We start from the raw sequence: 21,928 nt of genomic DNA on the forward strand, positions 1-21,928 counted from the left end.
CAGGGTTTCCAGGATTCAACAAGGAGTGTGTATGGCTGGGGGATTGCTGCGGGCATCGCTGATCGGCCTGCTGGCGCTAAGCGCACCAGTGTGGGCGGCGAAAAAAGTCGACCTCGATTACCACGTACGCCTGTTGCCGCAAAGCGATCAGGCCGAAGTACGCCTGACCCTGGCCAAAGGCGAAGCGGTGCGCAGTCTCGACTTTGACCTCGGTGACGGCAGCCATTACAGCGACTTCAAGGCCGACGGCCAGTGGCAACTGACCCCGGGCAAACAGACCCGGGGCCTCTGGCGCCCGATCGGCGACAAGCCCAGCCTGACTTATCGCGTCAGTATCAGCCACGGCCGCAAGAGCGGCAGCTTCGACACGCGCATGACCCCGAGCTGGGCGCTGCTGCGAGGTGATGATCTGGTGCCGCCGGCCAGGCTCGATCAGCAGGATGGCATCGAGTTGGTGTCGCGTCTGCAATTCGAACTGCCCAATGGCTGGCAAAGCGTTGAAACCGCCTGGCCGCGCATCGGCAAGAACAAATTCCGCATCGATAACCCGTCACGCCTGTTCGACCGCCCGACCGGCTGGATGCTCGCCGGTCACCTCGGCAGCCGCCGCACCCGCCTGGGCGAAACCGAAGTCACCGTGGCCTCGCCACAAGGGCAGGGCATGCGTCGCATGGATGTGCTGACCTTGCTGACGTTCGTCTGGCCGCAGGTGCAAGCGGTCTATCCCCGACATCCGAAAAAACTGCTGATCGTCGGCGCCAACGACCCGATGTGGCGCGGCAGTCTGGGCGCACATGAATCGATCTACTTGAACACGCGTCTGCCGCTGGTCAGCGAGAGTGGCAGCAGTGCGCTGGTGTGTGAGCTGGCGCAGGTGTTCGGGCGCATCAATGACGAGCAGCGCAGCGACTGGATCAGCGAAGGCTTTGCCGAGTACTACGCGATCGAACTGCTGCGGCGTGCCGGGGGCATGAGCGATGAGCGCTATCAGGCGTTGCAGGCGAAATTGACCAAGGACAGTCAGAAAGTCACGACCCTGCGCGGCGAACAGATCAGCCCGGCGCATCTTGCAAAAGCGGTGATTGTCTTGCAGGAACTCGATCGCGAGATTCGCTTGAAGACGCGCAACAAACGTTCGCTGGATGATGTGTTGCGCGGGGCGATGCATCTGGGGACGGTGAGTACCAAGGAGTTTGTGCAACTGGCCGAGAGTGTTCTGGGCGAGTCTTCCAAAGTCCTCGATAGCGCATTACTTCAGTAATACCGCCTTCGCGAGCAAGCCCGCTCCCACTTTTGATCGCATTCCAGCTTTCAATGTGGGAGCGGGCTTGCTCGCGAAGAGGCCAGAAGCCTCACCGAAAATTCAGGCTCAAACCCCAGCCTTCGGCGACCTCACCGAGTCATTGCCGGTCACCGTCGCGGTGCTGGTCGCCGCCTCGGCGTTGGCCTTGAGCTGGCTCAGTTCTTCCCCGGCCCGTTCGATCTTCGCCCGGACGTTGTTCATGTCCTCACGGCTTTTCTCCAGCAGGCTTTTCATCGAGCTGTGCCCGGTGATGCCACGGGCCATCGCCACGCCGCCAATCGCCACCTGAATCAGACCGAACACGCCGCCACGGCGCAGGCCCTTGCCGACCATGATCACGCCACCGGCCAGCGAGCCGATGCGCTCCCAACCCTGGACGTTCTGTTCGGTCGGGCTCTGGAACGGGGTGGAATCGATACGTTGGACGCGTTTGAGTTCGGTCATGATCTGTCTCCCAGGCAATGTGCAATAGATAGATAAGCTGACTGCCGCAGCGGCCGGCTCGTTCCATCGGATGTGCGACGTTTCAGCGGAATTTCGGCCCGGAGCGGGTATTCAGGCCCTTGGCCATGCGGTCGTAGAGTACGACGTTGACCGTTGCCGCCAGGTTCATGCAACCGGTGGTCGGGATGTACACGACGTCTTCACACCAGTCGCGGATCTCTTTATCCAGCGAGCCGTCTTCCGGGCCGAAGATGTACAGCGCACGATCTGGATGGGTGTATTCCGGCAGCGGGCGGGCGCCCTCGACCAGTTCCACGGCGACCGGGACGCAGTTGAGCGGGAGGATCTTTTTCAGGTCGTCGATGCCGATCAGCGGAATGTCGTAATGCACGCGCTTGGTATCGGTGACGAAATCGGCGGCGCGTTCATAACGCTTGCCGGTGTAGAACACCGACGCCACGCCGTAACAGCCTGCGGCGCGCATCACCGAACCGACGTTCTCCGGTGATTTGGGGTTGTACAAACCAATGCAGCTGTAACGTTTGTCTGCCACGAGCGGGGTGCCTTCGGGAAAAAGAGGGCGATTATACGGGGATTGGGGGAGGGCGGGCAGATTCGAGATCTGTTGTGTCTGGCCGGCCGCCTTCGCGAGCAGGCTCGCTCCCACATTGATTTTGTGTACACCACCGATCAAATGTGGGAGCGAGCCTGCTCGCGAAAGGGCCGGTTCCGGCGCTGAAGATCTTCAGTCTTCTTTTTTCATCAACCCGGCGAGGGCGGCAAACGGGTTATGCGTGGCCTTGGCGATTTTTGGCGTGCTCAGCGAGCCGTCGCCGAAATATTGCTGGTCGGTGTAGCGCGAGTGTTCGTTGTCGTGGCAGTACAGGCACAACAGCTCCCAGTTCGAGCCGTCCTGCGGGTTGTTGTCGTGGTTGTGGTCGCGGTGGTGCACGGTCAGTTCGCTCAGGCGCTTGCCGGAAAACTCACGGGCGCAGCGGCCGCAGACGTGCGGGTACATCTTCAGGGCCTTGTCGCGGTAGCCCATTTCCTTGTCGCGCTGGTTGTCGGCAAGGATGCGATCGAGCTTCGACGTGTTGGTCGGGGTGGACGAACTCATGGGTTCACCTTTGTAAAAAAGACTGATGACGGTTATGTGCAGAGTTTAGCTCAGCCCTTGAGCTTCTCGGCAATCCAGATCGTGTGGCGGGTGCCCTTGTTGCCGTGGGCGAAGACCTGGACTTCTTCGGCCTTGAATCCGGCCTTCTTCAATTTGTCGGAAAACTGCCGGTCAGCGCTGGCCGACCACACCGCCAGCACGCCCTTGGGCCGCAGGGCCTTGGCGCAGGCGTTGAGGCCAGCGGCGGAGTACAGCCAGCTGTTGGCCTTCTGGGTCAGGCCTTCGGGGCCGTTGTCGACGTCGAGCATGATCGCGTCGAAGCCGTTCGGCTCGCTTTGCAGGACCTTGGCCACGTCGTCCTGACGGATCACTGTGCGCGGGTCGAGCAATGGTCGTCCGGACTTTTCACCGAGCGGCCCGCGATTCCACTCGACCACGCCGGGCACCAGTTCGGCGACCACCACCTCGGCACCCTTGCCCAGATGCTTGAGCGCCGAGGCGAGAGTGAAACCCATGCCCAGACCGCCAATCAATACTCGCGAATTCGGCCGGCCGGCGACCTTGCGGCAAGGGATTTCGGCCAGCGCATCTTCCGAACCGTGCATGCGCGTGTTCATCAATTGCCCGCCGTCGCCACCCTGGATCTTGATGACGAAATCCTCGCCATACTCGAACAGGCACAGGGCGCCGCCGTTGTCAGGGATCGGCGTGGTGTCGAGCAGAACGAAACGTTTCATGGAAATCTCTACAAGGGGGAAGGCAAGCAGGCCCGTTGGGAGTAGCCTGAGCGCAGACTAAAGGCCAAACGGAGCCCTTGATGAAGCGCACCATTCTAACGGTCATTGCCCTGGCCGCGCTCTCGATTACTGCAGTGCAGGCGCAGCAGACCATTCCGGTCAGCCCGACGCCGCAACCCGGCTCGCCGGGAACCGCCACGCCGACCCCGTATCCGCAAATCACCCCGATCAGCGCACCGAAGGCCGGTGCCGGCAGTGGTAGCCCGCCGCTGGTGCCGATCGAAATGCCCAGCCCGCCAAGCAAGGATCAACCGGTGCCGGGCATCGAACCGGGCAGCACCAAGACCAAATCTCCCGGCGGTTAAACCTGTTGCGCCGCCAGTTGGCCGTCGGCCATGCGCAGACGTTTGGAGAGGGACACGGCGAGGGCGCGGATGATCTTGGCGGCGATCTTCGGCGCGTCGTTGAGCATTTTTTCCAGCGAGTCCTTGCCCAGGTTGAGCAACTGACAGTTGCTCGCCGCGACGCAGGTCGCCGAACGGCGCTCACCATCCAGCACCGCCATTTCGCCGAACGCCCGACCGCTGCGCAGGGTGGCCATGGTGATGACCTGGCCGTCGGGGCCAGTCTTTTGCACGGCGACCTGGCCGGTGTGGAGGATGCACATGAAACTGCCGGCATCACCCTCACGGAAAATCGCTTCGCCCTCCGCCACGGTGCTGATGCTGAAGTAGCCCGAGGCCGCGGCGAAGTCCGCCAGTTGCAATTGATCGAACAGGCCACAGTCCATCAGCCAGTCGCGAATTTCGTTGTTCAGTAAGGTCGGTTCTGACATGTCGTTGCGGTCTTTATTGTTTTCACGGTTTTCAGGCACTACACGGACCCCTGTGGGAGCGGGCTTGCTCGCGAATGCGGTGGTTCAGTCAATATCAGTGTCGACTGACCCACCGCATTCGCGAGCAAGCCCGCTCCCACAATGGGATCTGTGGTGTATCGACCACCGGGGTCTGGAGTTAAGACCCAAGTGACCGACGGAGTTCCTCAGGCCAGGCCCAAAACCTTGAACACAAATGCATATTCGAGCGCTACGTCACGTAATCCCTGATAACGCCCGCTCATGCCGCCGTGCCCGGCGCCGAGTTCGGTCTTGAGCAGCAGCAGGTTGTCGTCGGTCTTGGTCGCGCGCAGTTTCGCCACCCACTTGGCCGCTTCCCAGTACTGCACGCGGCTGTCGTTGTAGCCGGCGATGACCAGGGTTGCCGGGTAATCCTGCGCGGTGACATTTTCGTACGGCGCGTACGCCTTGATCCGCTCGTAGACCTCCGGCTCTTCAGGGTTGCCCCACTCGTCGTACTCGGTGACGGTCAACGGCAAGTCCGGGTCGAGCATGGTATTGAGCACGTCGACGAACGGCACTTCGGCAATCGCCACGCCGAACAGGTCCGGGCGCTGATTGAGCACCGCGCCAATCAACAAGCCGCCAGCGCTGCCGCCGCTGATCGCCAGTTTCTCGGCGGTGGTGATGCCGTTGAGGATCAGGAATTCGGCGCAGGCAATGAAGTCGCTGAAGGTGTTGTGCTTGTGTTCCTGTTTGCCGGCGCGATACCACGCCTCGCCCAGCTCACCACCGCCACGCACGTGGGCGATGGCGAAGGCCATGCCGCGATCCAGCAGGCTCAGGCGTGCGTGGGAGAACCACGGGTCGAGGCTGGAACCGTAGGCGCCATAACCGTACAGGTACAGCGGCACTGGTTTGCCGACCATTTCGCGTTTCATCACCAGACTGATCGGCACCTGCGTGCCGTCCGGCGCGGTGGCCCACAGGCGTTGGCTGACGTAGGCGTCGGCGTCGAACGGGCCGAGCACCGGGGTTTCTTTCAGGACGGTTTGCTCGCCGCTGGCCAGCAGCAATTGGCGCACCTGCGCCGGACGATTCAGCGCCTCGTAACGCAAACGGATGCGGTCGCTTTCGAACTCCAGGCTGTTCTGCACATAGAGGCTGTAGGCCGCGTCCGGCAATTGCACGCGATACGGCGTCTGGCCCTGTGGGTGAACTTCGATGATCGGCAAACCGCCTTCGCGCAGGCTCAGGGTCATGGCCGCGGTGTTCAGCGTCACGCCGTCGAGCATCACCGTGTCGCTGTGCGGGATCAGGTTCTGCCAGTCGGCTTCTTTCGGTACCACACCGGTATCCGGCGCCTGATACAGGGCGAAATTGATGCCGTCACGGTTGGTGCGGATGAACCAGGTCCATACGCCATCCAGTGCGCCGTGATCGACATCGTATTCGTGATCCTCGACCCGTGGCGCCAGGCAAGTGAAGGGCAGGTGCGGCTGATGCGCGTCCAGCGCCCAGACTTCGCTGGTGGTTTTGCTGCCCAGGGTCAGCAGCAATTGCTGCTCGGAACTGGAGCGGTAGCAATGCAGGAAGAAACGCCCGTCCGGCTCGTGGAACACCTCTTCAGCGGCGGTGCCGTCGAGGCGATAGCGAAACAGCTTGTGCGGGCGATGGGTGTCGTCGAGCACACCGAAGAACAGCGTCAGGCTGTCGTTGGCCCAGGTCATGCTGCCGTCGCAGTCCTGAAATTCCAGTTCACTGACCTTGTCATTGGCCAGCTCCTTGACGAACAGTGTGTAGATCTCGTCGCCCGAGGCGTCGACGCTGTAGGCCAGACGCTGGTGATCCGGGCTGATGCTGAACGCGCCGAGCGAGAAGAAGCCGCCGTTGGCCAAAACGTTCGGGTCGAGCAGCAGTTGCTCGCGGCTTTCGTCGAGGGTCAGGCTGTCGTCGGCCGGACGCGGGCAACGGTAATGGCGGGCGTATTCGTCACCCGCCGTGGTGCGCGTGTAATACAGATACGGGCCCCAGGGCGAGGGCAAGGACAGATCGGTTTCGAGGATCCGGCCCTTGATCTCCTCGAACAGGCTCTCGCGCAGGCCGGCCTGATCGGCGGTCTGTGCTTCCTGATAGGCATTTTCGGCCTTGAGGTAGTCGAGCACCGCGTCGGTGTCGCGTTCCTGCAGCCAGGCATACGGGTCGGCACCGGCTGCCTTGCGGGCGATCGGGGCGCGGATGACGTGGGCGGATTCGGGCATGGAAGGCTCTCGGACAGTATTCGGAATAATGGTGTTCGCGGTTGTTGAAACCGCCTCAGCCCCTGTGGGGGCGAGCCTGCTCGCGAAAGCGTTCTGTCAGATGACATTTGTTTCACTGACCCGGCGCTTTCGCGAGCAGGCTCGCTCCCACAGGGTATGCTGCGGGCCGTCTGGCATTGGGACAAGCCTGACGGGCGAAAAGTCGTTACTATAAGCGCCTCTTTGCCTGCCTTGCCATGGACACCATGACCGAGAACGACTATCTGATCGCCTGGGGCCTCTACGCCTTTGCCGCTGTGGGCTGCCTGTTGGTATGGATGCGCCTGACCCGCTGGATGTGGCGCTGGCTGCGCGAGCCGCTGCGGGTGCTGATGGCAGTGTTGCTGTTCAGCCCGACCATCATTGACCCGGTGAAAGCCAAGGTTGCACCGTCGATCGCCATCACCGCGCTGGACTTGGCCTTCAAGGTCGGCAACAACGCCTGGCGGGCGATTTCCGATCTGTTCATGTACGGCATGATTGCGTTCGGCATCTACCTGATTTTCGTGCTGATCCGCTTCCCGATCGAACGCGCCTCGCGCGCCCGCCGCGAGCAGGCCGAGGCGGCCAAAGCGGCGGCGCGTGCCGATGATCGCGACGACGATCAGCCGTTCGGCGCTGCCGGTGATGACCGTTACGGTCGCCCGCCATTGCCGAACAATCCGCAGCGCATGCGCGTCGAGCCGCGCCTGTAATCACGAGAGTCAGCACATGTGTGAACTACTGGGCATGAGTGCCAACGTGCCGACCGATATCGTGTTCAGCTTCACCGGCCTGATGCAGCGCGGCGGGCGCACCGGCCCGCACCGCGACGGCTGGGGCATCGCCTTCTATGAAGGTCGTGGCTTGCGCCTGTTTCAGGATCCGGCCGCGAGCAGCGAATCGGAAGTCGCCAACCTGGTGCAGCGCTATCCGATCAAGAGCGAAGTGGTCATCGGCCACATTCGTCAGGCCAACGTCGGCAAGGTCTGCCTGTCCAACACCCACCCGTTCGTCCGCGAACTGTGGGGGCGCAACTGGTGTTTCGCGCACAACGGCCAGCTCGCCGATTTCACCCCGATCAAGAGTTTCTACCGCCCGGTGGGCGATACCGACAGCGAAGCGGCGTTCTGCGATTTGCTCAACCGCGTGCGTGCAGCATTTCCGGAACCGGTCGATATAGAAGTGCTGCTGCCGGATCTGGTCGCTGCATGTGCCGAATACCGCAGCAAAGGCGTGTTCAACTGCCTGCTCAGCGACGGCGACTGGCTGTTCTGCTATTGCTCGACCAAACTGGCACAGATCACCCGGCGCGCACCGTTCGGCCCGGCGCGGCTAAAGGATGTCGATGTGATCGTCGATTTCCAGGCGGAAACCACGCCCAACGACGTGGTCACGGTGATCGCCACCGAGCCTTTGACCGAAAACGAAACCTGGACCCGTTACCAACCGGGCCAATGGAGCCTGTGGCGACGCGGCGAATGCGTCAGCCAGGGCACGACCGAATAAAGGATCTCTCCCCGATGTTGCTCAGTTATCTACGGCTGGTGTTGTTTGCGGCGGGCCTGTTGATCGGTGTCCAGGTGCCGGGTTTCATCAACGATTACGCCAAACGCGTCGAAGCCCATCTGATCGAAGCGCAGACCGGTCTGCGCGGTTTTCAGGGCACCGCCGAGCAGTTCTTCAAGGGCGACTTGCAGGCGCTGGTCGCGCATTACCGCGCCAGTGACGACCCGGTATTTCGCAGCGATGCCGACAGCCTGAGCACCTTGCTCAACCGCCAGATTGCGCTGGATAAACAGTTCCAGGCGATGCAGGGGCCGTGGTACATCCGCTTTCTGCAAGTGGTGCTGGCCGCCGACCCGGACATTCGCAAGGAAACCTGGAATGGCTACAGCTACCAGATCCTGCTGACCCCGGAGGCGATGATCTGGGGCATGAGCGGCGCGTTGCTGCTGTCGTTCGGCATCGAGTGCCTGATTCGTCTGATTGACTGGGTGGTGCTCGGCGGCCGGCGCTTGCGCCAGAGCCGGCCGATTGAAGACCGCGACGTGCGCGGCTTGTAAGGCTGGCCAAACCCCGTGGCGAGGGGATTTATCCCCGATGGGGCGCGAAGCGGCCCTCAATGGTGTGTCAGATCAACCTGATTGCTCAGGTTTCAGGACTGCTGCGCAGCCCATCGGGGATAAATCCCCTCACCACAGGTGTGATTACTGAGTGAGGGTGATGTACTTTTCACCAACCTTGCGCGCATACCCCGCCAGCACCTGCTGACACAACGTCACCATCTCCTCGACCCACTCCACACCAACTCGCCACGACACCACCACCTGCAGATTCGGCGGTCGCTGGTCGATGTCGAGCAAGGTCAGTTCACCCCGCGCCAGTTCCTCGGCCACCAGCACCGGCGGCAGCACGCCAATCCCAAAACCATCACGCAACAGCCGGGTAATCGCCGACACCGAATTCACGCAGTTCAGGCGCGGCGCCAACACACCGTTGGCCTGCATCAATGCCAGCAGATCCTGATGCGGTCGGGAGTTTTTCGAGTAGGTGATGATCCGTTCCTGCGCCAGTTCGCCGAGGTCGGCGTAGTCACGGTTGTAGATCGAATTGCTCGCAACGATCCAGCCCAGCGGATGACTGGCCAACTCCAGGCTACGCACGCTTTCGTGGCGCACCAGATCGGTTTGCAGAACGATGTCGAGAAAACCTTTTTGCAGCTGATCGCAGAGATTCAGCGAGGTATCCGCCACCAACTCGATTTCTACCCGTGGATACAGATCGGTCATCTGCGCCACCAAGGGGCTGAGCCAGGTGTGGATCACCGTGTCCATCACGCCGATGCGCACCCGTCCGACCTTGCTCCAACGGGTCTCGATTGATTGCTTGAGCGCCGACATCGTATCGAGCATCTGCTCGGCATAGTCCAGCACTTTCAGGCCTTCGGGTGTCAGGCTGACACCGCGTGAATCGCGCAGAAACAGCTTTACCCCCAGCTCGCCTTCGAGCACCGCGATGCGGCTGGAAATCGACGCCTGGGTGGTGAACAGCTTGTCGGCGGTCAGGCGAAAACTCTTCAGCCGGGCGACCCAGACAAAGGTCTCGAGAAACTTCAGGTTCATGGCAACGGCTCGGGTGACAAATTTTTCTTATGCCTAAGGCGGGTTTTTATTCGTTGGACGCAGCAGGGCCGGGCGACGAAAAATCGGCGCATCCGGTTCCCACGATAGGCGTCGTCGGAACTTCGAACAAGACCAATAAAAGCCTGCGGAGACTTGCCATGCGTGCGCCCGACACCCTCGACCTCCCCAAGAGCACGGCCCGCCCCGGACCGTTCGACTGGTATCGCAACATCAATCAGCAAGAGCGTCGCACCTTCTGGAGCTGCAAGATCGGCTATGGCCTGGATGGCATGGACACGCAGATGCTCAGCTTCGTGGTACCGACCCTGATCGCCATGTGGGGCATCACCACCGGACAGGCCGGGCTGATTCACACCAGCACCCTGATCGCTTCGGCCATTGGTGGCTGGGTGGCGGGGATTCTCTCCGACCGCATCGGCCGCGTGCGCACCCTGCAACTGACGGTGCTGTGGTTCGCCTTCTTCACGTTCCTCTGCGGTTTTGCGCAGAACTATGAACAGCTGCTGATCGCTCGCACCCTGATGGGCTTCGGTTTTGGCGGCGAATGGACGGCTGGCGCGGTGCTGATCGGTGAGGTGATCCGCGCCAAGGATCGCGGCAAAGCGGTGGGCATGGTGCAGAGCGGTTGGGCCTTGGGCTGGGGATTGACGGCGATTCTCTATGCGCTGCTGTTCTCAGTGTTGCCGCCGGAAGATGCCTGGCGAGCGCTGTTCATCCTCGGCATCGTCCCGGCGATTTTCGTGATCTTCGTGCGGCGTCTGGTGAAAGACCCGGAGATCTATCGCGAAGCCAAGGCGGCGCAAACTCCGCAGAATCCGGCGAAGTTCTACGAGATCTTTGCCCCCGGCATGCTGTTCACCACGTTCCGTGCTTCCTTGCTGACCACCGGTGCGCTCGGCGGTTACTACGCGATCACCTCGTGGCTGCCGACCTTCCTGAAGAACGAACGAGGCTTGAGTGTGCTCGGCACCGGCGGGTATCTGGCGATGGTAATTGTCGGCTCCTACGTCGGCTATGTGATCAGCGCTTATCTGACCGATCTGCTGGGACGTAAAAAGAATTTCATCCTGTTCGCGGTCGGCTCGTTCACCATCGTTCTGCTGTACACGCAGATGCCGGTCAGCAACGGGGTGATGCTGTGGCTGGGCTTTCCGCTGGGCTTCTTCGCTTCGGGAATTTTCAGCGGCATGGGCGCGTTTCTCACCGAGCTGTTTCCAACGCGAATTCGCGGCTCGGGGCAGGGCTTCTGCTACAACATCGGTCGGGCGCTGGCGGCATTGTTTCCGCTGTTGATTGGTTTGCTGAGTCAGAAAGTCCCGTTGAGCGTGGGTATCGGTGCGTTCGCTGCGGTGTCCTACGGCGTGGTGATTCTCGCCGCATTGAGCCTGCCGGAGACCCGTGGCAAGCAACTGGATGCGCAGTAACTGATAACCTGCCGGGCAAGCGTCCTACAGACAAAAAGACAAGAAGCTACAGGAGTGTTCACCGTGAGCCGCCTGCTATTGAATTGCGACATCGGCGAGAGTTTCGGCAGCTGGACCATGGGTCTGGACGCCGAGGTCATGCCCTTCATCGACTGCGCCAATGTGGCTTGCGGCTTCCATGCCGGTGACCCGAGCATCATGCGCAAGACCGTCAGCCTGGCCCTGAGTCATGGCGTGCAGATCGGCGCGCACCCGGCTTATCAGGATCTGGTCGGTTTCGGCCGGCGCTCCATGGCCTATTCCGCCCAGGAACTGCAAGACATCCTGCATTACCAGATCGGCGCGCTCGACGGCATCTGCAAGGCGCAGGGCGGGCGAGTCAGTTACGTCAAGCCCCACGGCGCGATGTACAACGACATGATGGCCAACCCGGCGCAGTTGCGGGCGGTGATTCAGGCCGTTGCCGCCTACGATCGCAGCTTGCCGCTGATGCTGATGGCCACCCGCGACAATTCAGCGGCGCAGCAACTCGGTGACGAATACGGCGTGACCCTGTGGTTCGAAGCCTTTGCTGATCGCGCCTACGACAGCGCAGGTCGACTGGTCTCGCGGCAACTGCCGGGCGCAGTGCATCACGAAGCAGAAAAAATCATCGAACAGGCGCTGACCATCGCCCGTGGCGGCGAGCTCGTTGCCAGCGACGGCAGCGCGCTGCACCTGCAGGCCAACACCTTGTGCGTGCATGGCGACAACGCCAGTTCGGTGGCCGCCGTGCAGCGCATTCGCGAGGCCCTGAATCAGCAGAGCGCGCCATGAGCCCACGGATTGAAGTGGTGGCCCTGGACTGCCTGATGCTGCGCCTGTTCGATGAAATTGCCGAATCCAACATGCCGTGGATGCTCGCCGCCAGTGAGCGCTTGCGCGCGGTGTTTGGCGCGCAGTTGATCGACCTGGTGCCGTCCTACACCACGTTGATGGTGCATTACGATCTGACCGCGCTGAGCCCGAGTCAGGCGCGTGAATTGATCGCTGAAGCCTTGATCGACCTGTCGCCGAATGCGCGCACCGGCGGCCAGTGCCATGTGTTACCGGTCTGGTATGACCTGAGTGTCGGCCCCGAACTGAGCCTGCTGGCGCAGCGCAGCGGGTTGGCGGTGGAGGAGGTGATTCGTCGTCACAGCGCTCGCGAATATCAGGTGTTCGCCCTCGGCTTCGCGCCGGGATTCGCCTTCATGGGGCTGGTGGAAGAAATCCTCGCGGCGCCACGCCTGGACACCCCACGCAAGAAAGTCGCGGCTGGCAGCGTCGGGATTGCCGAGCGGCAGACAGCTGCTTATCCGGTGGTGTCCCCCGGCGGCTGGAACCTGATCGGCCGCACCCCGGCGAAACTGTTCGACCGTCATCGCGACGGCTACAGCCTGATGCAACCCGGCGACACCGTGCGTTTCGAAGCGGTGAGCCACGCCGAGTTCATCAACCTGGGCGGCGATGACACGCCACTGGAGGCGCTGGCATGAGCCGACTGACGATTGAAGCCAGTACGCCGCTGTGTTTGTTACAGGACGCCGGGCGTTTTGGCGTGCGCCATTTGGGCGTGACCCAGGGCGGCGCAGCGGATTGGAGTTCGATGAGTTGGGGCAATTGGTTGCTCGGTAATGCGCTGGATCTACCGGTGATCGAAATCACCCTCGGCGGGTTTGCCGTGGTGGCGCAGGAAGATTGCTTGCTGGCGCTGGCCGGCGCTGATCTTGGTGCGCAGATCGATGGGCAGGCGCTGGCGCCGTGGCGCAGTTTCAAACTGGGCAAGGGCCAGACATTGAAGTTCACTCAACCGCTGCTCGGCGCCCGGGCTTATCTGGCGGCGCCCGGTGGTTTCGATGCGCCGCTGGTGCTGGGCAGCAGTGCCACGGTGGTGCGTGAAGAGCTCGGTGGTCTGGATGGTATGGGGTTACCGCTGACCAAGGGCGCGACGTTGAGTTATCGCGGTGCGGTTTTGCAGGTGCGTGAAGTGCCGCTGGCGCATCGACCTGATCTGCGCCTCAACGCGCCGCTGGATCTGGTGCTTGGCGCACAGATCGGCCAGTTCAGCGGGCAGAGTCTGTTCGATGTGTTCAACAGTCCGTGGACGCTCGACAGTCGCGCTGATCGCATGGGCATTCGACTGTTGGGCAAGGCCTTGCAGTATCAGGGCCGGCCGATGATTTCCGAGGGTATTCCGCTGGGTGCGGTGCAGGTGCCGCCGGATGGACAGCCGATTGTGCTGCTCAATGATCGGCAGACGATTGGTGGCTATCCGCGCTTGGGAGCGTTGACGCCGTTGGCGCTGGCGCGACTGGCGCAGTGTTTGCCGGGGGCGCAGGTGCGGTTTAGGCCGGTGGTGCAGGAAGTCGCACATCGCGAGCATGTCGAGTATTTGCAGCGTTTCATAATTAGCTAAGGGCTTCGCGAGCAGGCTCACTCCCACATTGGAATGCATTTCACCTGTGGGAGCGAGCCTGCTCGCGAAGAGGGCATCACCGACAACAAAGATTACTTGGACAGGAAGCGCATCCCTTCTTCCAACCCGCGCAGGTTCAGCGGATACATCTGATCCTCGATCAAATCGCGCACGATATTGGTCGAAGAGGTATAGCCCCAGGTGTCCTTCGGATACGGATTGATCCAGATAAGCTTCTTGTACTTCTCCATGAAGCGCTGCATCCACAGGTAGCCCGGCTCTTCGTTCCAGTGCTCGACGCTGCCGCCGGCCTGGGTGATTTCGTAGGGTGCCATGGCGGCGTCACCGATGAAGATCACTTTGTAGTCGGCGCCATACTTGTGCAGCAAATCCTGGGTCGAGAAACGCTCGGACGTTCGGCGCAGGTTGTTCTTCCACACCGACTCATAAATGAAGTTGTGGAAGTAGAAGTACTCCAGATGCTTGAACTCGGTCTTGCAGGCCGAGAACAGTTCCTCGCAGATCTTCACGTGCGCGTCCATCGAGCCGCCGATGTCGAACAGCAGCAACAGCTTCACCGTGTTGCGCCGCTCCGGACGCATCTGGATATTCAGCAGGCCGGCGTCCTTGGCGGTGTGGTCGATGGTGCCGTCGATGTCCAGCTCTTCAGCCGCACCCTGACGGGCAAATTTGCGCAGACGACGCAGGGCGACCTTGATGTTGCGCGTACCCAGCTCCACCGAATCGTCGAGGTTCTTGTACTCGCGCTGATCCCAGACCTTGACCGCTTTGCCCTGACGCTTGCCGGCATCGCCGACGCGGATGCCTTCCGGGTTGAAGCCGCCAGAGCCGAATGGGCTGGTGCCGCCGGTGCCGATCCATTTATTGCCGCCGGCGTGGCGTTCCTTCTGTTCTTCCAGGCGCTTCTTGAACTCTTCGATCAGTTTGTCCAGACCGCCGAGGGACTGGATCTGCGCGCGTTCCTCGTCGGTCAGCGAACGCTCGAATTCCTTGCGCAGCCAGTCTTCGGGAATCAGTGCCTGCAAGTGATCGTCGAGCTTTTCCAGGCCATTGAAGTAGGCGCCGAACGCACGGTCGAACTTGTCGAAATGCCGTTCGTCCTTGACCAGAATCGCCCGCGACAAGTAGTAGAACTCGTCCATGTCGGCGAAGGTGACGCGCTGTTTCAGCGCGTTGATCAGGTCGAGCAACTCGCGCACCGACACTGGCACCTTGGCTGCACGCATTTCATTGAACAGGTTGAGCAACATGGCATCAGCCTCTTAGCGAGAACCGCGACGGCTCATGAACGCCAGGCGCTCAAGCAACTGCACATCCTGTTCGTTCTTCACCAGCGCACCGGCCAATGGCGGAATGGCCTTGGTCGGATCGCGCTCGCGCAGCACTGCTTCGCCAATGTTGTCGGCCATCAGCAGCTTCAGCCAGTCGACCAATTCGGAGGTCGACGGCTTCTTCTTCAGGCCCGGCACCTTGCGCACGTCGAAGAACACGTCCAGCGCTTCGCTGACCAGATCCTTCTTGATGTCCGGGTAGTGCACGTCGACGATTTTCTGCAGAGTGCTGCGGTCGGGGAAGGCGATGTAGTGGAAGAAGCAACGGCGCAGGAAGGCGTCCGGCAGCTCTTTCTCGTTGTTCGAGGTAATGATGATGATCGGGCGCTTCTTGGCCTTGATGGTCTCGTCGATCTCGTAAACGTAGAACTCCATCTTGTCGAGTTCTTGCAGCAAGTCGTTGGGGAACTCGATGTCGGCCTTGTCGATTTCGTCGATCAGCAGAATCACCCGTTCTTCGGACTCGAACGCCTCCCACAGCTTGCCCTTCTTCAGGTAGTTGCGCACGTCGTGGACTTTTTCGTTGCCCAGTTGCGAGTCGCGCAGACGGCTGACCGCATCGTACTCGTACAGACCCTGATGGGCCTTGGTGGTGGACTTGATGTGCCAGGTGATCAGCTTGGCGCCGAACGATTCGGCCAGTTGCTCGGCGAGCATGGTCTTGCCGGTGCCCGGTTCGCCCTTGACCAGCAGTGGCCGCTCCAGGGTGATGGCGGCATTGACCGCCAGCTTCAGGTCATCGGTGGCGACGTAGGCCTGGGTGCCTTCGAACTTCATCTGCTAATCCTCGAACGGTAACGCCGACCTGCGCGGGCAGGGCGGGGGCGAAAAAATCGGATGCCCCGACTATAACGCGCAGCCCGGTCGACTGTGAACGCAGACGGCTTATTCAGTCTCTGAATGGGGCGTCACATGTTGACTCGGTTTCGGCTGATGGCCAGCATTCAGGCCTTGCTGATTTAACGATAGCCTTCAGGATGTTTACAAAATCTGTGGCGAGGGAGCTTGCTCCCGCTGGGCTGCGAAGTAGCCCAATCATCTGATGGAGGACTTGCACTGATGTTACGGATGAAACGCCCCCGCCTGTCGGCGGTTCGTGTCTGGTCTGATTTTTGTCTGGAACTGACCTTTATCGATGATCAGCGATGGGTGGTCGATTTGAGTCAAGATCTTCAAGACGCTCCAGGGCTCCAGCCGTTGCTGGATCCTGAGATATTCGCCTCTGTAATCCTGGGCGATCACGGCTGGAGTGTGGAATGGCCAGAGCCGGATATTCAGATCGGCGCTGATACACTCTATTTGGAAATGCTGGCGCAGCGCTCTAGCCCGCATCCGGCTTCGGCCGCTCATACCGCGCATTGAAAGCCTGAATGAAGCCATTACGCAAAATCTGCAAAAACGCTTCGAACGCACTGATGTTTTGCTGATGCACGTTGCCACTGAGTTCGACCTTGGTGGCGAACTGATTCTTGGCCTGGTTCTTCAGCACGGTTTCCGTGCCGCCGACGATGGCCTCCCAGACTGAGCGGAAGATGCTCTTGTCCTTGTTCTCCACGTCCTGCTGCCAGTTGAACACTTCGACGTCGCGCAGCAGCGGTTTGATGTAGCCAGTGACCTGGGCTTTTTTCGCCTGGGCTTCGATGACCACGTCGCCGTGGCCGGCGTTGAAGTCGAACTTGCCGTAGGCCGAGGCGAAGTCGTTCATGCGCTTGAGTTCGATGTCGCGGGCGCGCAGGCGGAACTGGAAGTCCTCGAAATTGCTCAGCGGATCGAAAGTGGCCGTGGTTTCCAGTGGTGCGTGGCCGAGCAGCTTGGCCTTGCCTTCGAAGCGGGCATCGCGCTTGCCCTGTTTGTCGACCACGTTGGTCAGGTTGTAGATGCTCGCCTCGACGTTGCTGGCGTTCATGTTGACCGGCGGTTTGGAGTTGAAATTGCGGAAAGTGATCTTGCCGTCGTGGATCTGCACCTCGTCGAGAGTGATCGGCAGCAACTTGCCCAGTTGCGCCCGCCAGTCGGTGCCTTTACCAGTCTGCGAGTTCTGCTTGTTGGGGCCGCCATCGACGAAGTTGATCTCGGGATTGAAGAATTGCACCTGCGCCACCACGGCATGGTCGTACCACAGCGAATGCCAGCTGACCGCCAGATCGATCACGGGCGCGTTGACGAACGGCACCGGCACCTTGCCGTCGACCTTGACGATCTTCAGGCCGTTGATCCGGTAGGCGCCGCGCCACAGGGCCAGATCGACGTCGGTGACCTGGCCGCGGTAGTCACCCATGTCGGCCAGTTTGCCGTTCAGGTAATCGCGCACCACGTAGGGCAGGGCGATGTGCAGGGCGATCAGCAGCACAACCACGACGGCAAAAATCCCTATTGGCCAGCTATAACGACGCTTCATGGCAACAATTCCCGAACGATGTAAGCGATTGACTGTGGCGCGGCGCAGACGTTCGACCCGACTGGACTGCGCCCGGCAACAGGCATACCTTGAAAGGCTGAATTCAACGCTGCATAAGGACCCAGCCATGAGCCGTATTTTCGCTGACAACGCCCATTCCATCGGCAACACGCCGCTGGTGCAGATCAACCGCATCGCGCCGCGCGGCGTGACCATTCTGGCCAAGATCGAGGGGCGCAACCCCGGTTATTCGGTCAAGTGCCGGATCGGCGCGAACATGATCTGGGACGCCGAAAGCAGCGGCAAACTCAAGCCGGGCATGACCATCGTCGAACCGACGTCGGGCAATACCGGCATCGGTCTGGCCTTCGTCGCCGCCGCCCGTGGTTACAAATTGATGCTGACCATGCCGGCATCAATGAGTATCGAGCGGCGCAAGGTGCTCAAGGCCCTCGGCGCAGAGCTGGTCCTGACCGAACCGGCCAAGGGCATGAAAGGCGCGATCGAGAAGGCTGCCGAAATTGTTGCCAGCGACACCGGCAAATACTTCATGCCGTCGCAGTTCGATAACCCGGCCAACCCGGCGATCCACGAAAAAACCACCGGCCCGGAAATCTGGAACGACACCGATGGCGCCGTCGATGTGCTGGTCGCTGGCGTCGGGACCGGCGGAACCATCACTGGCGTTTCGCGGTATATCAAGAATACCCAGGGCAAACCGATTCTGTCGGTGGCAGTGGAGCCGGTGTCTTCGCCGGTCATCAGCCAGGCGCTGGCGGGTGAAGAGATCAAGCCGAGCCCACACAAGATTCAGGGGATTGGCGCGGGTTTCGTGCCGAAGAACCTCGATCTGTCGATGGTCGACCGGGTGGAGCAGGTCACTGACGACGAGTCCAAGGCCATGGCGCTGCGCCTGATGCAGGAAGAAGGGATTTTGTGCGGTATCTCTTGCGGCGCGGCCATGGCCGTGGCAGTGCGTTTAGCCGAGAAGCCTGAAATGCAGGGCAAGACCATCGTGGTGATTTTGCCGGACTCCGGTGAGCGCTATCTGTCGAGCATGCTGTTCAGCGATCTGTTCACCGAGCAGGAGAATCAGCAGTAGTCGAATTGACTCAGATCAGCCAGGGTTCAGGATCGTTATGCTAATAAATGCTTTGTTGTGCAATTCTTAACACTGAATCTTGGGTTCAGCGGGTTTTTCCCGAGGCCGGTAGTGTTTATCATGGCCGGCTGCCATGCCGGGTAATGGGCATTGCGCAGCGTTGTCTTTATTCAAGGAGTCGTTGATGACCTTTTCGTTAGCCGCCAAGGTGTTGGTGTTGCTGCTGTTTGTGGGCAGCATCCTCTATGTGCATTTGCGCGGCAAGGCGCGTCTGCCGGTACTGCGTCAGTTCGTCAACCACTCGGCGCTGTTCGCCCCGTACAACGCGCTGATGTACCTGTTCTCCGGCGTTCCCTCCAAACCGTATCTGGATCGCAGCAAGTTTCCGGAACTGGATGTGCTGCGCGATAACTGGGAAACCATTCGCGACGAGGCCATGCACCTGTTCGACGAGGGCTACATCCGCGCCGCCGAAAAGAACAATGACGCCGGTTTCGGCTCGTTCTTCAAGAAGGGCTGGAAGCGTTTCTACCTCAAGTGGTACGACAAACCGCTGCCGTCGGCCGAAACCCTGTGCCCGAAGACCGTGGCGCTGGTCAATGCGATCCCTAACGTCAAAGGCGCGATGTTCGCGCTGTTGCCAGGTGGCAGCCATCTGAACCCGCACCGTGACCCGTTTGCCGGCTCGCTGCGTTATCACCTGGGCCTGTCGACACCGAACTCCGACGATTGCCGGATCTTCGTTGATGGTCAGGTCTACGCCTGGCGCGACGGTGAAGACGTGATGTTCGACGAGACCTACGTGCACTGGGTCAAGAACGAAACCGAACAAACCCGCGTCATCCTGTTCTGCGATGTCGAACGCCCGCTGAGCAACCGCCTGATGACCCGCATCAATCGCGCCATCAGCGCCTGGCTGGGACGTGCCACCGCCCCGCAGAACCTTGACGACGAACGTGTCGGCGGCATCAATCAGGCCTACGCCTGGAGCAAGAACTTCAGCGACCGGTTCAGCGGCGTGGTCAAACAGTGGAAACGCCGCAATCCCAAGGCCTACCGCATCCTGCGTCCGGTATTGGCGGTGGTGGTGCTGACTCTGCTGGGGTATTGGCTGTTTGGTTGAGGCCGGATGTTGAAATGAAAAAACCGCTCCTTGTGAGCGGTTTTTTGTTTGCTGATAAGTCTACAGTCGGCCAGCGGCGAGTACACTCGGCTCTTCGCTTTCAGTGCCTGTTATCAGTAACTGCAGCAGACGCCTCTGACTCGCAGTGAGCATTACCTCACCGTTTTTTTTGCCGAGAGGAAGTGTGTCTTTTCTGGAGGAAGGCTTTTTGGTTGATTTGCTCATTTCTCCACCAGTGTTGATCGTTAATTGAACAGTTTTCACGATACTAGGTTCTCCAGGGTTTTGACAAGGCGGCCACCAGCGTCGAAGCCGAAGCCAAGCTCTTGATAGTGGGAAATCGCGCCCTTCAAAGGTTCTTGGATCTCGAGAACCTTGCTGCCAATGAGTTGGGCGTATTGTTCAATCACAATCATCGCCAGCGCCCCGATACGTCTTTTTAACGGATGGAACTCATAGGGGCGTCCCTCCAGACGCACAATTCGTATTCTGTTTTTGCTGGCATTTGGATTTGCGAAACACAGCCCGCAAAGTTCCTCTCCAAACCAGATAGCGATGTCCAGAGATAAGGGCTCTCGACCTTTCCACTCAATGACCTCATTCCAGCAAAAGTGCTGGTCTCTCCAGAGAGTTGATGCTTGTAGTGCTTGTTGGTCGATAGGTTCGAAACGTACTTTCGACAAATCGATGGCAGTCGGACCATGGTTTTCCAACTGAAGCTGTAGTTGAACAGTAACGAAAGCAGCCTGCTTCCTCGCCTCTGACCGATACAACTGATACCGCAAATTCGTCCGTTCCCTTGGCATGTGATCCCGAGCATTCCTGTCTCCCCATCAATGGGCCTATCCGTGGCTCATCAGCCTATGCGCCTGCCATCGAGCTGTCCCTGCTGGCCCTTTGTCCAAATCATTGCAATCCATGTCCCACGCTGGTTATAGTCGGCGCTCGTGAATCATCTGATTCACTCTCCAAACCCTTCAAAAAAGATCAGCCCCAATGCCTGCATTCCTCATCAACGCGGTAGTCGATTCAGCGGTCAACGCTGGCGTCGTGCCGTGCGGGAATCAGCAGCCTGGGCAGATCAGTCATTACCCTCCACCTGTCAGTAGCACGCCGGTGTGCGCCGTCGTATCACCGCCGGGCGTTGGCGTTTCGGGCTGATCGGCATTCTTTGCTGACCCCTGCGCCCGCCAGAAAAACCTACTGAATTTCAGCCTCGGCTGAGTTGGCTGTTTGCCTGACTACAGGTGGTATTCATGTTTGTCCTTTCGAAAAAATCCGCGCTCGCGGCGACGTCCACGAGCCTGTTCGTTCTACTGTGGAGCAGCGGGGCGATCTTCTCCAAATGGGGGCTGGCCCATGCCTCGCCCTTTGCCTTTCTGCTGATTCGCTTTGTGATCGCACTGTGCGGGCTGCTGCTGTTGACGCCGCTGCTCAAGTTGAAGCTGCCCAAGGGCGGTCGGCCGATGCTGTTTGCGATTGCAACGGGCGTGGTGTTGTTGAGCGCGTATCAGATTTTCTATCTGCTGGCACTCAACACCAAAGTCACGCCGGGGGTGATGGCGACCATCATGGGCGTGCAGCCGATCCTGACCGTGGTGCTGATGGAGCGCCAGCGCTCGGCGAGCCGGATGTTCGGTCTGGCGCTGGGCCTGGCCGGGTTGATTATGGTGGTTTATCAGGGTATCGGACTGGCGGGGATGTCCTGGGCAGGGATGCTGTTCGGTCTGTTGGCGCTGGCGAGCATGACAGTGGGCTCGATCATGCAGAAACGCATCACCGACAATCCCCTCGGCACATTGCCGGTGCAGTATTTGGCCGGGCTGTTGTTGTGCGGGATATTTGTGCCATTTCAGCCGTTCCACTTTGAACAGAGCACGGGTTTCATCGTGCCGGTGTTGTGGATGGGACTGGTGGTGTCGGTGCTGGCGACACTGTTGCTCTATCGCCTGATCGCCCGGGGCAATCTGGTGAATGTCACCAGTCTGTTCTATCTGGTGCCGGCGGTGACGGCGGTGATGGATTACCTGATTTTCGGCAATCGTCTGGCGGCGTTGAGTGTGCTGGGGATGCTGTTGATCATCGTCGGGCTGGCGTTTGTGTTCCGTAAAACTGCTTGAAAACCTTCAGGCCGACCCGGGCATTTTCAGTGTCTGGGCCGGCCTCTTCGCGAGCAAGCCCGCTCCCACAATTGGAATGCATTCCTCCTGTGGGAGCGGGCTTGCTCGCGA

24 protein-coding genes are annotated in these 21,928 nt (G+C 60.3%); 13 read left to right on the top strand and 11 right to left on the bottom strand.

Going from position 1 to position 21,928, the window contains the following annotated elements; genetic code table 11:
- Positions 1–31: 31 nt before the first annotated feature.
- Entirely contained in the window at positions 32–1,261 is a 1,230-nt protein-coding gene (locus HDC30_RS06280; protein ID WP_183781656.1) for a hypothetical protein, read from the top strand.
- Between the two features lie 108 nt (positions 1,262–1,369).
- Here HDC30_RS06280 and HDC30_RS06285 read toward each other — a convergent pair whose 3' ends face one another.
- The 4 genes from HDC30_RS06285 to HDC30_RS06300 all read right to left on the bottom strand — a co-directional run bounded on the left by HDC30_RS06285 (position 1,370) and on the right by HDC30_RS06300 (position 3,601).
- Entirely contained in the window at positions 1,370–1,747 is a 378-nt protein-coding gene (locus HDC30_RS06285) for a DUF2892 domain-containing protein (protein ID WP_183781660.1), read from the bottom strand.
- 82 nt (positions 1,748–1,829) lie between these two features.
- On the bottom strand, positions 1,830–2,300 hold the full coding sequence (locus HDC30_RS06290) for an RNA methyltransferase (protein ID WP_007911337.1): 471 nt from the start codon (positions 2,298–2,300) through the stop codon (positions 1,830–1,832).
- Positions 2,301–2,492: 192 nt separating this feature from the next.
- On the bottom strand, positions 2,493–2,864 hold the full coding sequence (locus tag HDC30_RS06295) for a YajD family HNH nuclease (RefSeq protein ID WP_003222612.1): 372 nt from the start codon (positions 2,862–2,864) through the stop codon (positions 2,493–2,495).
- Positions 2,865–2,914: 50 nt separating this feature from the next.
- Entirely contained in the window at positions 2,915–3,601 is a 687-nt protein-coding gene (locus HDC30_RS06300; protein WP_003222615.1) for a spermidine synthase, read from the bottom strand.
- A gap of 80 nt (positions 3,602–3,681) precedes the next feature.
- Between HDC30_RS06300 and HDC30_RS06305 the strand changes: the two genes are divergently transcribed.
- Complete coding sequence (locus tag HDC30_RS06305; RefSeq protein ID WP_024164429.1) at positions 3,682–3,966, top strand: hypothetical protein; 285 nt, start codon at positions 3,682–3,684, stop codon at positions 3,964–3,966.
- On the opposite strand, the gene HDC30_RS06310 is transcribed toward HDC30_RS06305, so the two are convergent.
- Both HDC30_RS06310 and HDC30_RS06315 read right to left on the bottom strand, forming a co-directional pair.
- A complete protein-coding gene (locus HDC30_RS06310; RefSeq protein ID WP_041070525.1) occupies positions 3,963–4,436 on the bottom strand; it encodes a cyclic nucleotide-binding domain-containing protein in 474 nt (157 codons plus the stop codon). The two genes, HDC30_RS06305 and HDC30_RS06310, sit on opposite strands and share 4 nt — an antisense overlap.
- Before the next feature lie 206 nt (positions 4,437–4,642).
- The gene (locus tag HDC30_RS06315; RefSeq protein WP_183781663.1) at positions 4,643–6,697 is read right to left on the bottom strand and encodes a S9 family peptidase; all 2,055 of its coding nucleotides are present in this window, start codon (positions 6,695–6,697) and stop codon (positions 4,643–4,645) included.
- Positions 6,698–6,933: 236 nt separating this feature from the next.
- Here HDC30_RS06315 and HDC30_RS06320 point away from each other — a divergent pair, with 236 nt between their 5' ends.
- Genes HDC30_RS06320 through HDC30_RS06330 form a run of 3 tightly spaced genes read left to right on the top strand, consistent with a single transcriptional unit; the run spans position 6,934 to position 8,781 of the window.
- Positions 6,934–7,431: an MFS transporter gene (locus HDC30_RS06320; RefSeq protein WP_086791999.1), complete on the top strand. Its 498-nt coding sequence runs from the start codon at positions 6,934–6,936 to the stop codon at positions 7,429–7,431.
- Between the two features lie 16 nt (positions 7,432–7,447).
- Positions 7,448–8,224, top strand: a complete 777-nt coding sequence (locus HDC30_RS06325) for a class II glutamine amidotransferase (protein ID WP_007969599.1) — start codon at positions 7,448–7,450, stop codon at positions 8,222–8,224.
- Positions 8,225–8,238: 14 nt separating this feature from the next.
- Entirely contained in the window at positions 8,239–8,781 is a 543-nt protein-coding gene (locus HDC30_RS06330) for a DUF2937 family protein (RefSeq protein ID WP_064586452.1), read from the top strand.
- 144 nt (positions 8,782–8,925) lie between these two features.
- Here HDC30_RS06330 and HDC30_RS06335 read toward each other — a convergent pair whose 3' ends face one another.
- Positions 8,926–9,840, bottom strand: coding sequence for a LysR family transcriptional regulator (locus tag HDC30_RS06335; protein WP_183781666.1), 915 nt, complete (start codon positions 9,838–9,840; stop codon positions 8,926–8,928).
- A gap of 158 nt (positions 9,841–9,998) precedes the next feature.
- On the opposite strand from HDC30_RS06335, the gene HDC30_RS06340 reads away from it, so the two are divergent.
- The 4 genes from HDC30_RS06340 (at position 9,999) to HDC30_RS06355 (ending at position 13,722) form a co-directional block, all read left to right on the top strand.
- Complete coding sequence (locus HDC30_RS06340; protein WP_007969604.1) at positions 9,999–11,285, top strand: MFS transporter; 1,287 nt, start codon at positions 9,999–10,001, stop codon at positions 11,283–11,285.
- 63 nt (positions 11,286–11,348) lie between these two features.
- Entirely contained in the window at positions 11,349–12,101 is a 753-nt protein-coding gene (locus HDC30_RS06345) for a 5-oxoprolinase subunit PxpA (RefSeq protein WP_183781669.1), read from the top strand.
- A complete protein-coding gene (locus HDC30_RS06350; RefSeq protein ID WP_183781672.1) occupies positions 12,098–12,802 on the top strand; it encodes an allophanate hydrolase subunit 1 in 705 nt (234 codons plus the stop codon). The genes HDC30_RS06345 and HDC30_RS06350 overlap by 4 nt, the downstream gene beginning before the upstream one ends.
- Entirely contained in the window at positions 12,799–13,722 is a 924-nt protein-coding gene (locus HDC30_RS06355; protein WP_183781675.1) for a biotin-dependent carboxyltransferase family protein, read from the top strand. Before HDC30_RS06350 ends, HDC30_RS06355 begins: the two co-directional genes overlap by 4 nt.
- A 92-nt stretch (positions 13,723–13,814) precedes the next feature.
- On the opposite strand, the gene HDC30_RS06360 is transcribed toward HDC30_RS06355, so the two are convergent.
- Together HDC30_RS06360 and HDC30_RS06365 are read right to left on the bottom strand one after the other, a co-directional pair.
- Complete coding sequence (locus HDC30_RS06360; protein ID WP_183781678.1) at positions 13,815–14,993, bottom strand: VWA domain-containing protein; 1,179 nt, start codon at positions 14,991–14,993, stop codon at positions 13,815–13,817.
- A gap of 12 nt (positions 14,994–15,005) precedes the next feature.
- Positions 15,006–15,851: a MoxR family ATPase gene (locus HDC30_RS06365; RefSeq protein ID WP_003222636.1), complete on the bottom strand. Its 846-nt coding sequence runs from the start codon at positions 15,849–15,851 to the stop codon at positions 15,006–15,008.
- Between the two features lie 291 nt (positions 15,852–16,142).
- Here HDC30_RS06365 and HDC30_RS06370 point away from each other — a divergent pair, with 291 nt between their 5' ends.
- Entirely contained in the window at positions 16,143–16,436 is a 294-nt protein-coding gene (locus HDC30_RS06370) for a DUF2442 domain-containing protein (protein ID WP_247267776.1), read from the top strand.
- Here HDC30_RS06370 and HDC30_RS06375 read toward each other — a convergent pair.
- On the bottom strand, positions 16,396–17,472 hold the full coding sequence (locus HDC30_RS06375; RefSeq protein WP_098967705.1) for a DUF748 domain-containing protein: 1,077 nt from the start codon (positions 17,470–17,472) through the stop codon (positions 16,396–16,398). The two genes, HDC30_RS06370 and HDC30_RS06375, sit on opposite strands and share 41 nt — an antisense overlap.
- Before the next feature lie 127 nt (positions 17,473–17,599).
- Here HDC30_RS06375 and cysK point away from each other — a divergent pair, with 127 nt between their 5' ends.
- Both cysK and HDC30_RS06385 read left to right on the top strand, forming a co-directional pair.
- Positions 17,600–18,574 carry a cysteine synthase A gene (cysK, locus tag HDC30_RS06380; RefSeq protein WP_041070300.1) on the top strand — a complete coding sequence of 325 codons (975 nt, stop codon included), beginning with the start codon at positions 17,600–17,602 and terminating at the stop codon, positions 18,572–18,574.
- A 184-nt stretch (positions 18,575–18,758) separates the two neighbouring features.
- Complete coding sequence (locus tag HDC30_RS06385; RefSeq protein WP_183781685.1) at positions 18,759–19,697, top strand: aspartyl/asparaginyl beta-hydroxylase domain-containing protein; 939 nt, start codon at positions 18,759–18,761, stop codon at positions 19,695–19,697.
- 260 nt (positions 19,698–19,957) lie between these two features.
- Here the strand turns inward: HDC30_RS06385 and HDC30_RS06390 are convergent, their stop codons facing one another.
- Entirely contained in the window at positions 19,958–20,482 is a 525-nt protein-coding gene (locus HDC30_RS06390; protein WP_311659559.1) for a hypothetical protein, read from the bottom strand.
- A gap of 471 nt (positions 20,483–20,953) precedes the next feature.
- Between HDC30_RS06390 and HDC30_RS06395 the strand changes: the two genes are divergently transcribed.
- On the top strand, positions 20,954–21,817 hold the full coding sequence (locus tag HDC30_RS06395; protein WP_183781691.1) for a DMT family transporter: 864 nt from the start codon (positions 20,954–20,956) through the stop codon (positions 21,815–21,817).
- Positions 21,818–21,928: the final 111 nt, after the last annotated feature.

This window comes from Pseudomonas sp. JAI115 (genome assembly GCF_014200835.1).
GTDB lineage: Bacteria > Pseudomonadota > Gammaproteobacteria > Pseudomonadales > Pseudomonadaceae > Aquipseudomonas > Aquipseudomonas putida_A.

Bases quoted from the DNA above. Each gene is read 5' to 3' on its own strand.
- HDC30_RS06335 (WP_183781666.1), bottom strand. From the start codon at position 9,840: ATGAACCTGAAGTTTCTCGAGACCTTTGTCTGGGTCGCCCGGCTGAAG.
- HDC30_RS06370 (WP_247267776.1), top strand. From the start codon at position 16,143: ATGAAACGCCCCCGCCTGTCGGCGGTTCGTGTCTGGTCTGATTTTTGT.
- HDC30_RS06320 (WP_086791999.1), top strand. From the start codon at position 6,934: ATGGACACCATGACCGAGAACGACTATCTGATCGCCTGGGGCCTCTAC.
- HDC30_RS06285 (WP_183781660.1), bottom strand. From the start codon at position 1,747: ATGACCGAACTCAAACGCGTCCAACGTATCGATTCCACCCCGTTCCAG.
- HDC30_RS06355 (WP_183781675.1), top strand. From the start codon at position 12,799: ATGAGCCGACTGACGATTGAAGCCAGTACGCCGCTGTGTTTGTTACAG.
- HDC30_RS06375 (WP_098967705.1), bottom strand. From the start codon at position 17,472: ATGAAGCGTCGTTATAGCTGGCCAATAGGGATTTTTGCCGTCGTGGTT.
- HDC30_RS06330 (WP_064586452.1), top strand. From the start codon at position 8,239: ATGTTGCTCAGTTATCTACGGCTGGTGTTGTTTGCGGCGGGCCTGTTG.
- HDC30_RS06280 (WP_183781656.1), top strand. From the start codon at position 32: ATGGCTGGGGGATTGCTGCGGGCATCGCTGATCGGCCTGCTGGCGCTA.
- HDC30_RS06385 (WP_183781685.1), top strand. From the start codon at position 18,759: ATGACCTTTTCGTTAGCCGCCAAGGTGTTGGTGTTGCTGCTGTTTGTG.
- HDC30_RS06325 (WP_007969599.1), top strand. From the start codon at position 7,448: ATGTGTGAACTACTGGGCATGAGTGCCAACGTGCCGACCGATATCGTG.
- HDC30_RS06305 (WP_024164429.1), top strand. From the start codon at position 3,682: ATGAAGCGCACCATTCTAACGGTCATTGCCCTGGCCGCGCTCTCGATT.
- HDC30_RS06365 (WP_003222636.1), bottom strand. From the start codon at position 15,851: ATGAAGTTCGAAGGCACCCAGGCCTACGTCGCCACCGATGACCTGAAG.
- HDC30_RS06350 (WP_183781672.1), top strand. From the start codon at position 12,098: ATGAGCCCACGGATTGAAGTGGTGGCCCTGGACTGCCTGATGCTGCGC.
- HDC30_RS06360 (WP_183781678.1), bottom strand. From the start codon at position 14,993: ATGTTGCTCAACCTGTTCAATGAAATGCGTGCAGCCAAGGTGCCAGTG.
- HDC30_RS06300 (WP_003222615.1), bottom strand. From the start codon at position 3,601: ATGAAACGTTTCGTTCTGCTCGACACCACGCCGATCCCTGACAACGGC.
- HDC30_RS06295 (WP_003222612.1), bottom strand. From the start codon at position 2,864: ATGAGTTCGTCCACCCCGACCAACACGTCGAAGCTCGATCGCATCCTT.
- HDC30_RS06340 (WP_007969604.1), top strand. From the start codon at position 9,999: ATGCGTGCGCCCGACACCCTCGACCTCCCCAAGAGCACGGCCCGCCCC.
- HDC30_RS06315 (WP_183781663.1), bottom strand. From the start codon at position 6,697: ATGCCCGAATCCGCCCACGTCATCCGCGCCCCGATCGCCCGCAAGGCA.
- cysK (WP_041070300.1), top strand. From the start codon at position 17,600: ATGAGCCGTATTTTCGCTGACAACGCCCATTCCATCGGCAACACGCCG.
- HDC30_RS06395 (WP_183781691.1), top strand. From the start codon at position 20,954: ATGTTTGTCCTTTCGAAAAAATCCGCGCTCGCGGCGACGTCCACGAGC.
- HDC30_RS06310 (WP_041070525.1), bottom strand. From the start codon at position 4,436: ATGTCAGAACCGACCTTACTGAACAACGAAATTCGCGACTGGCTGATG.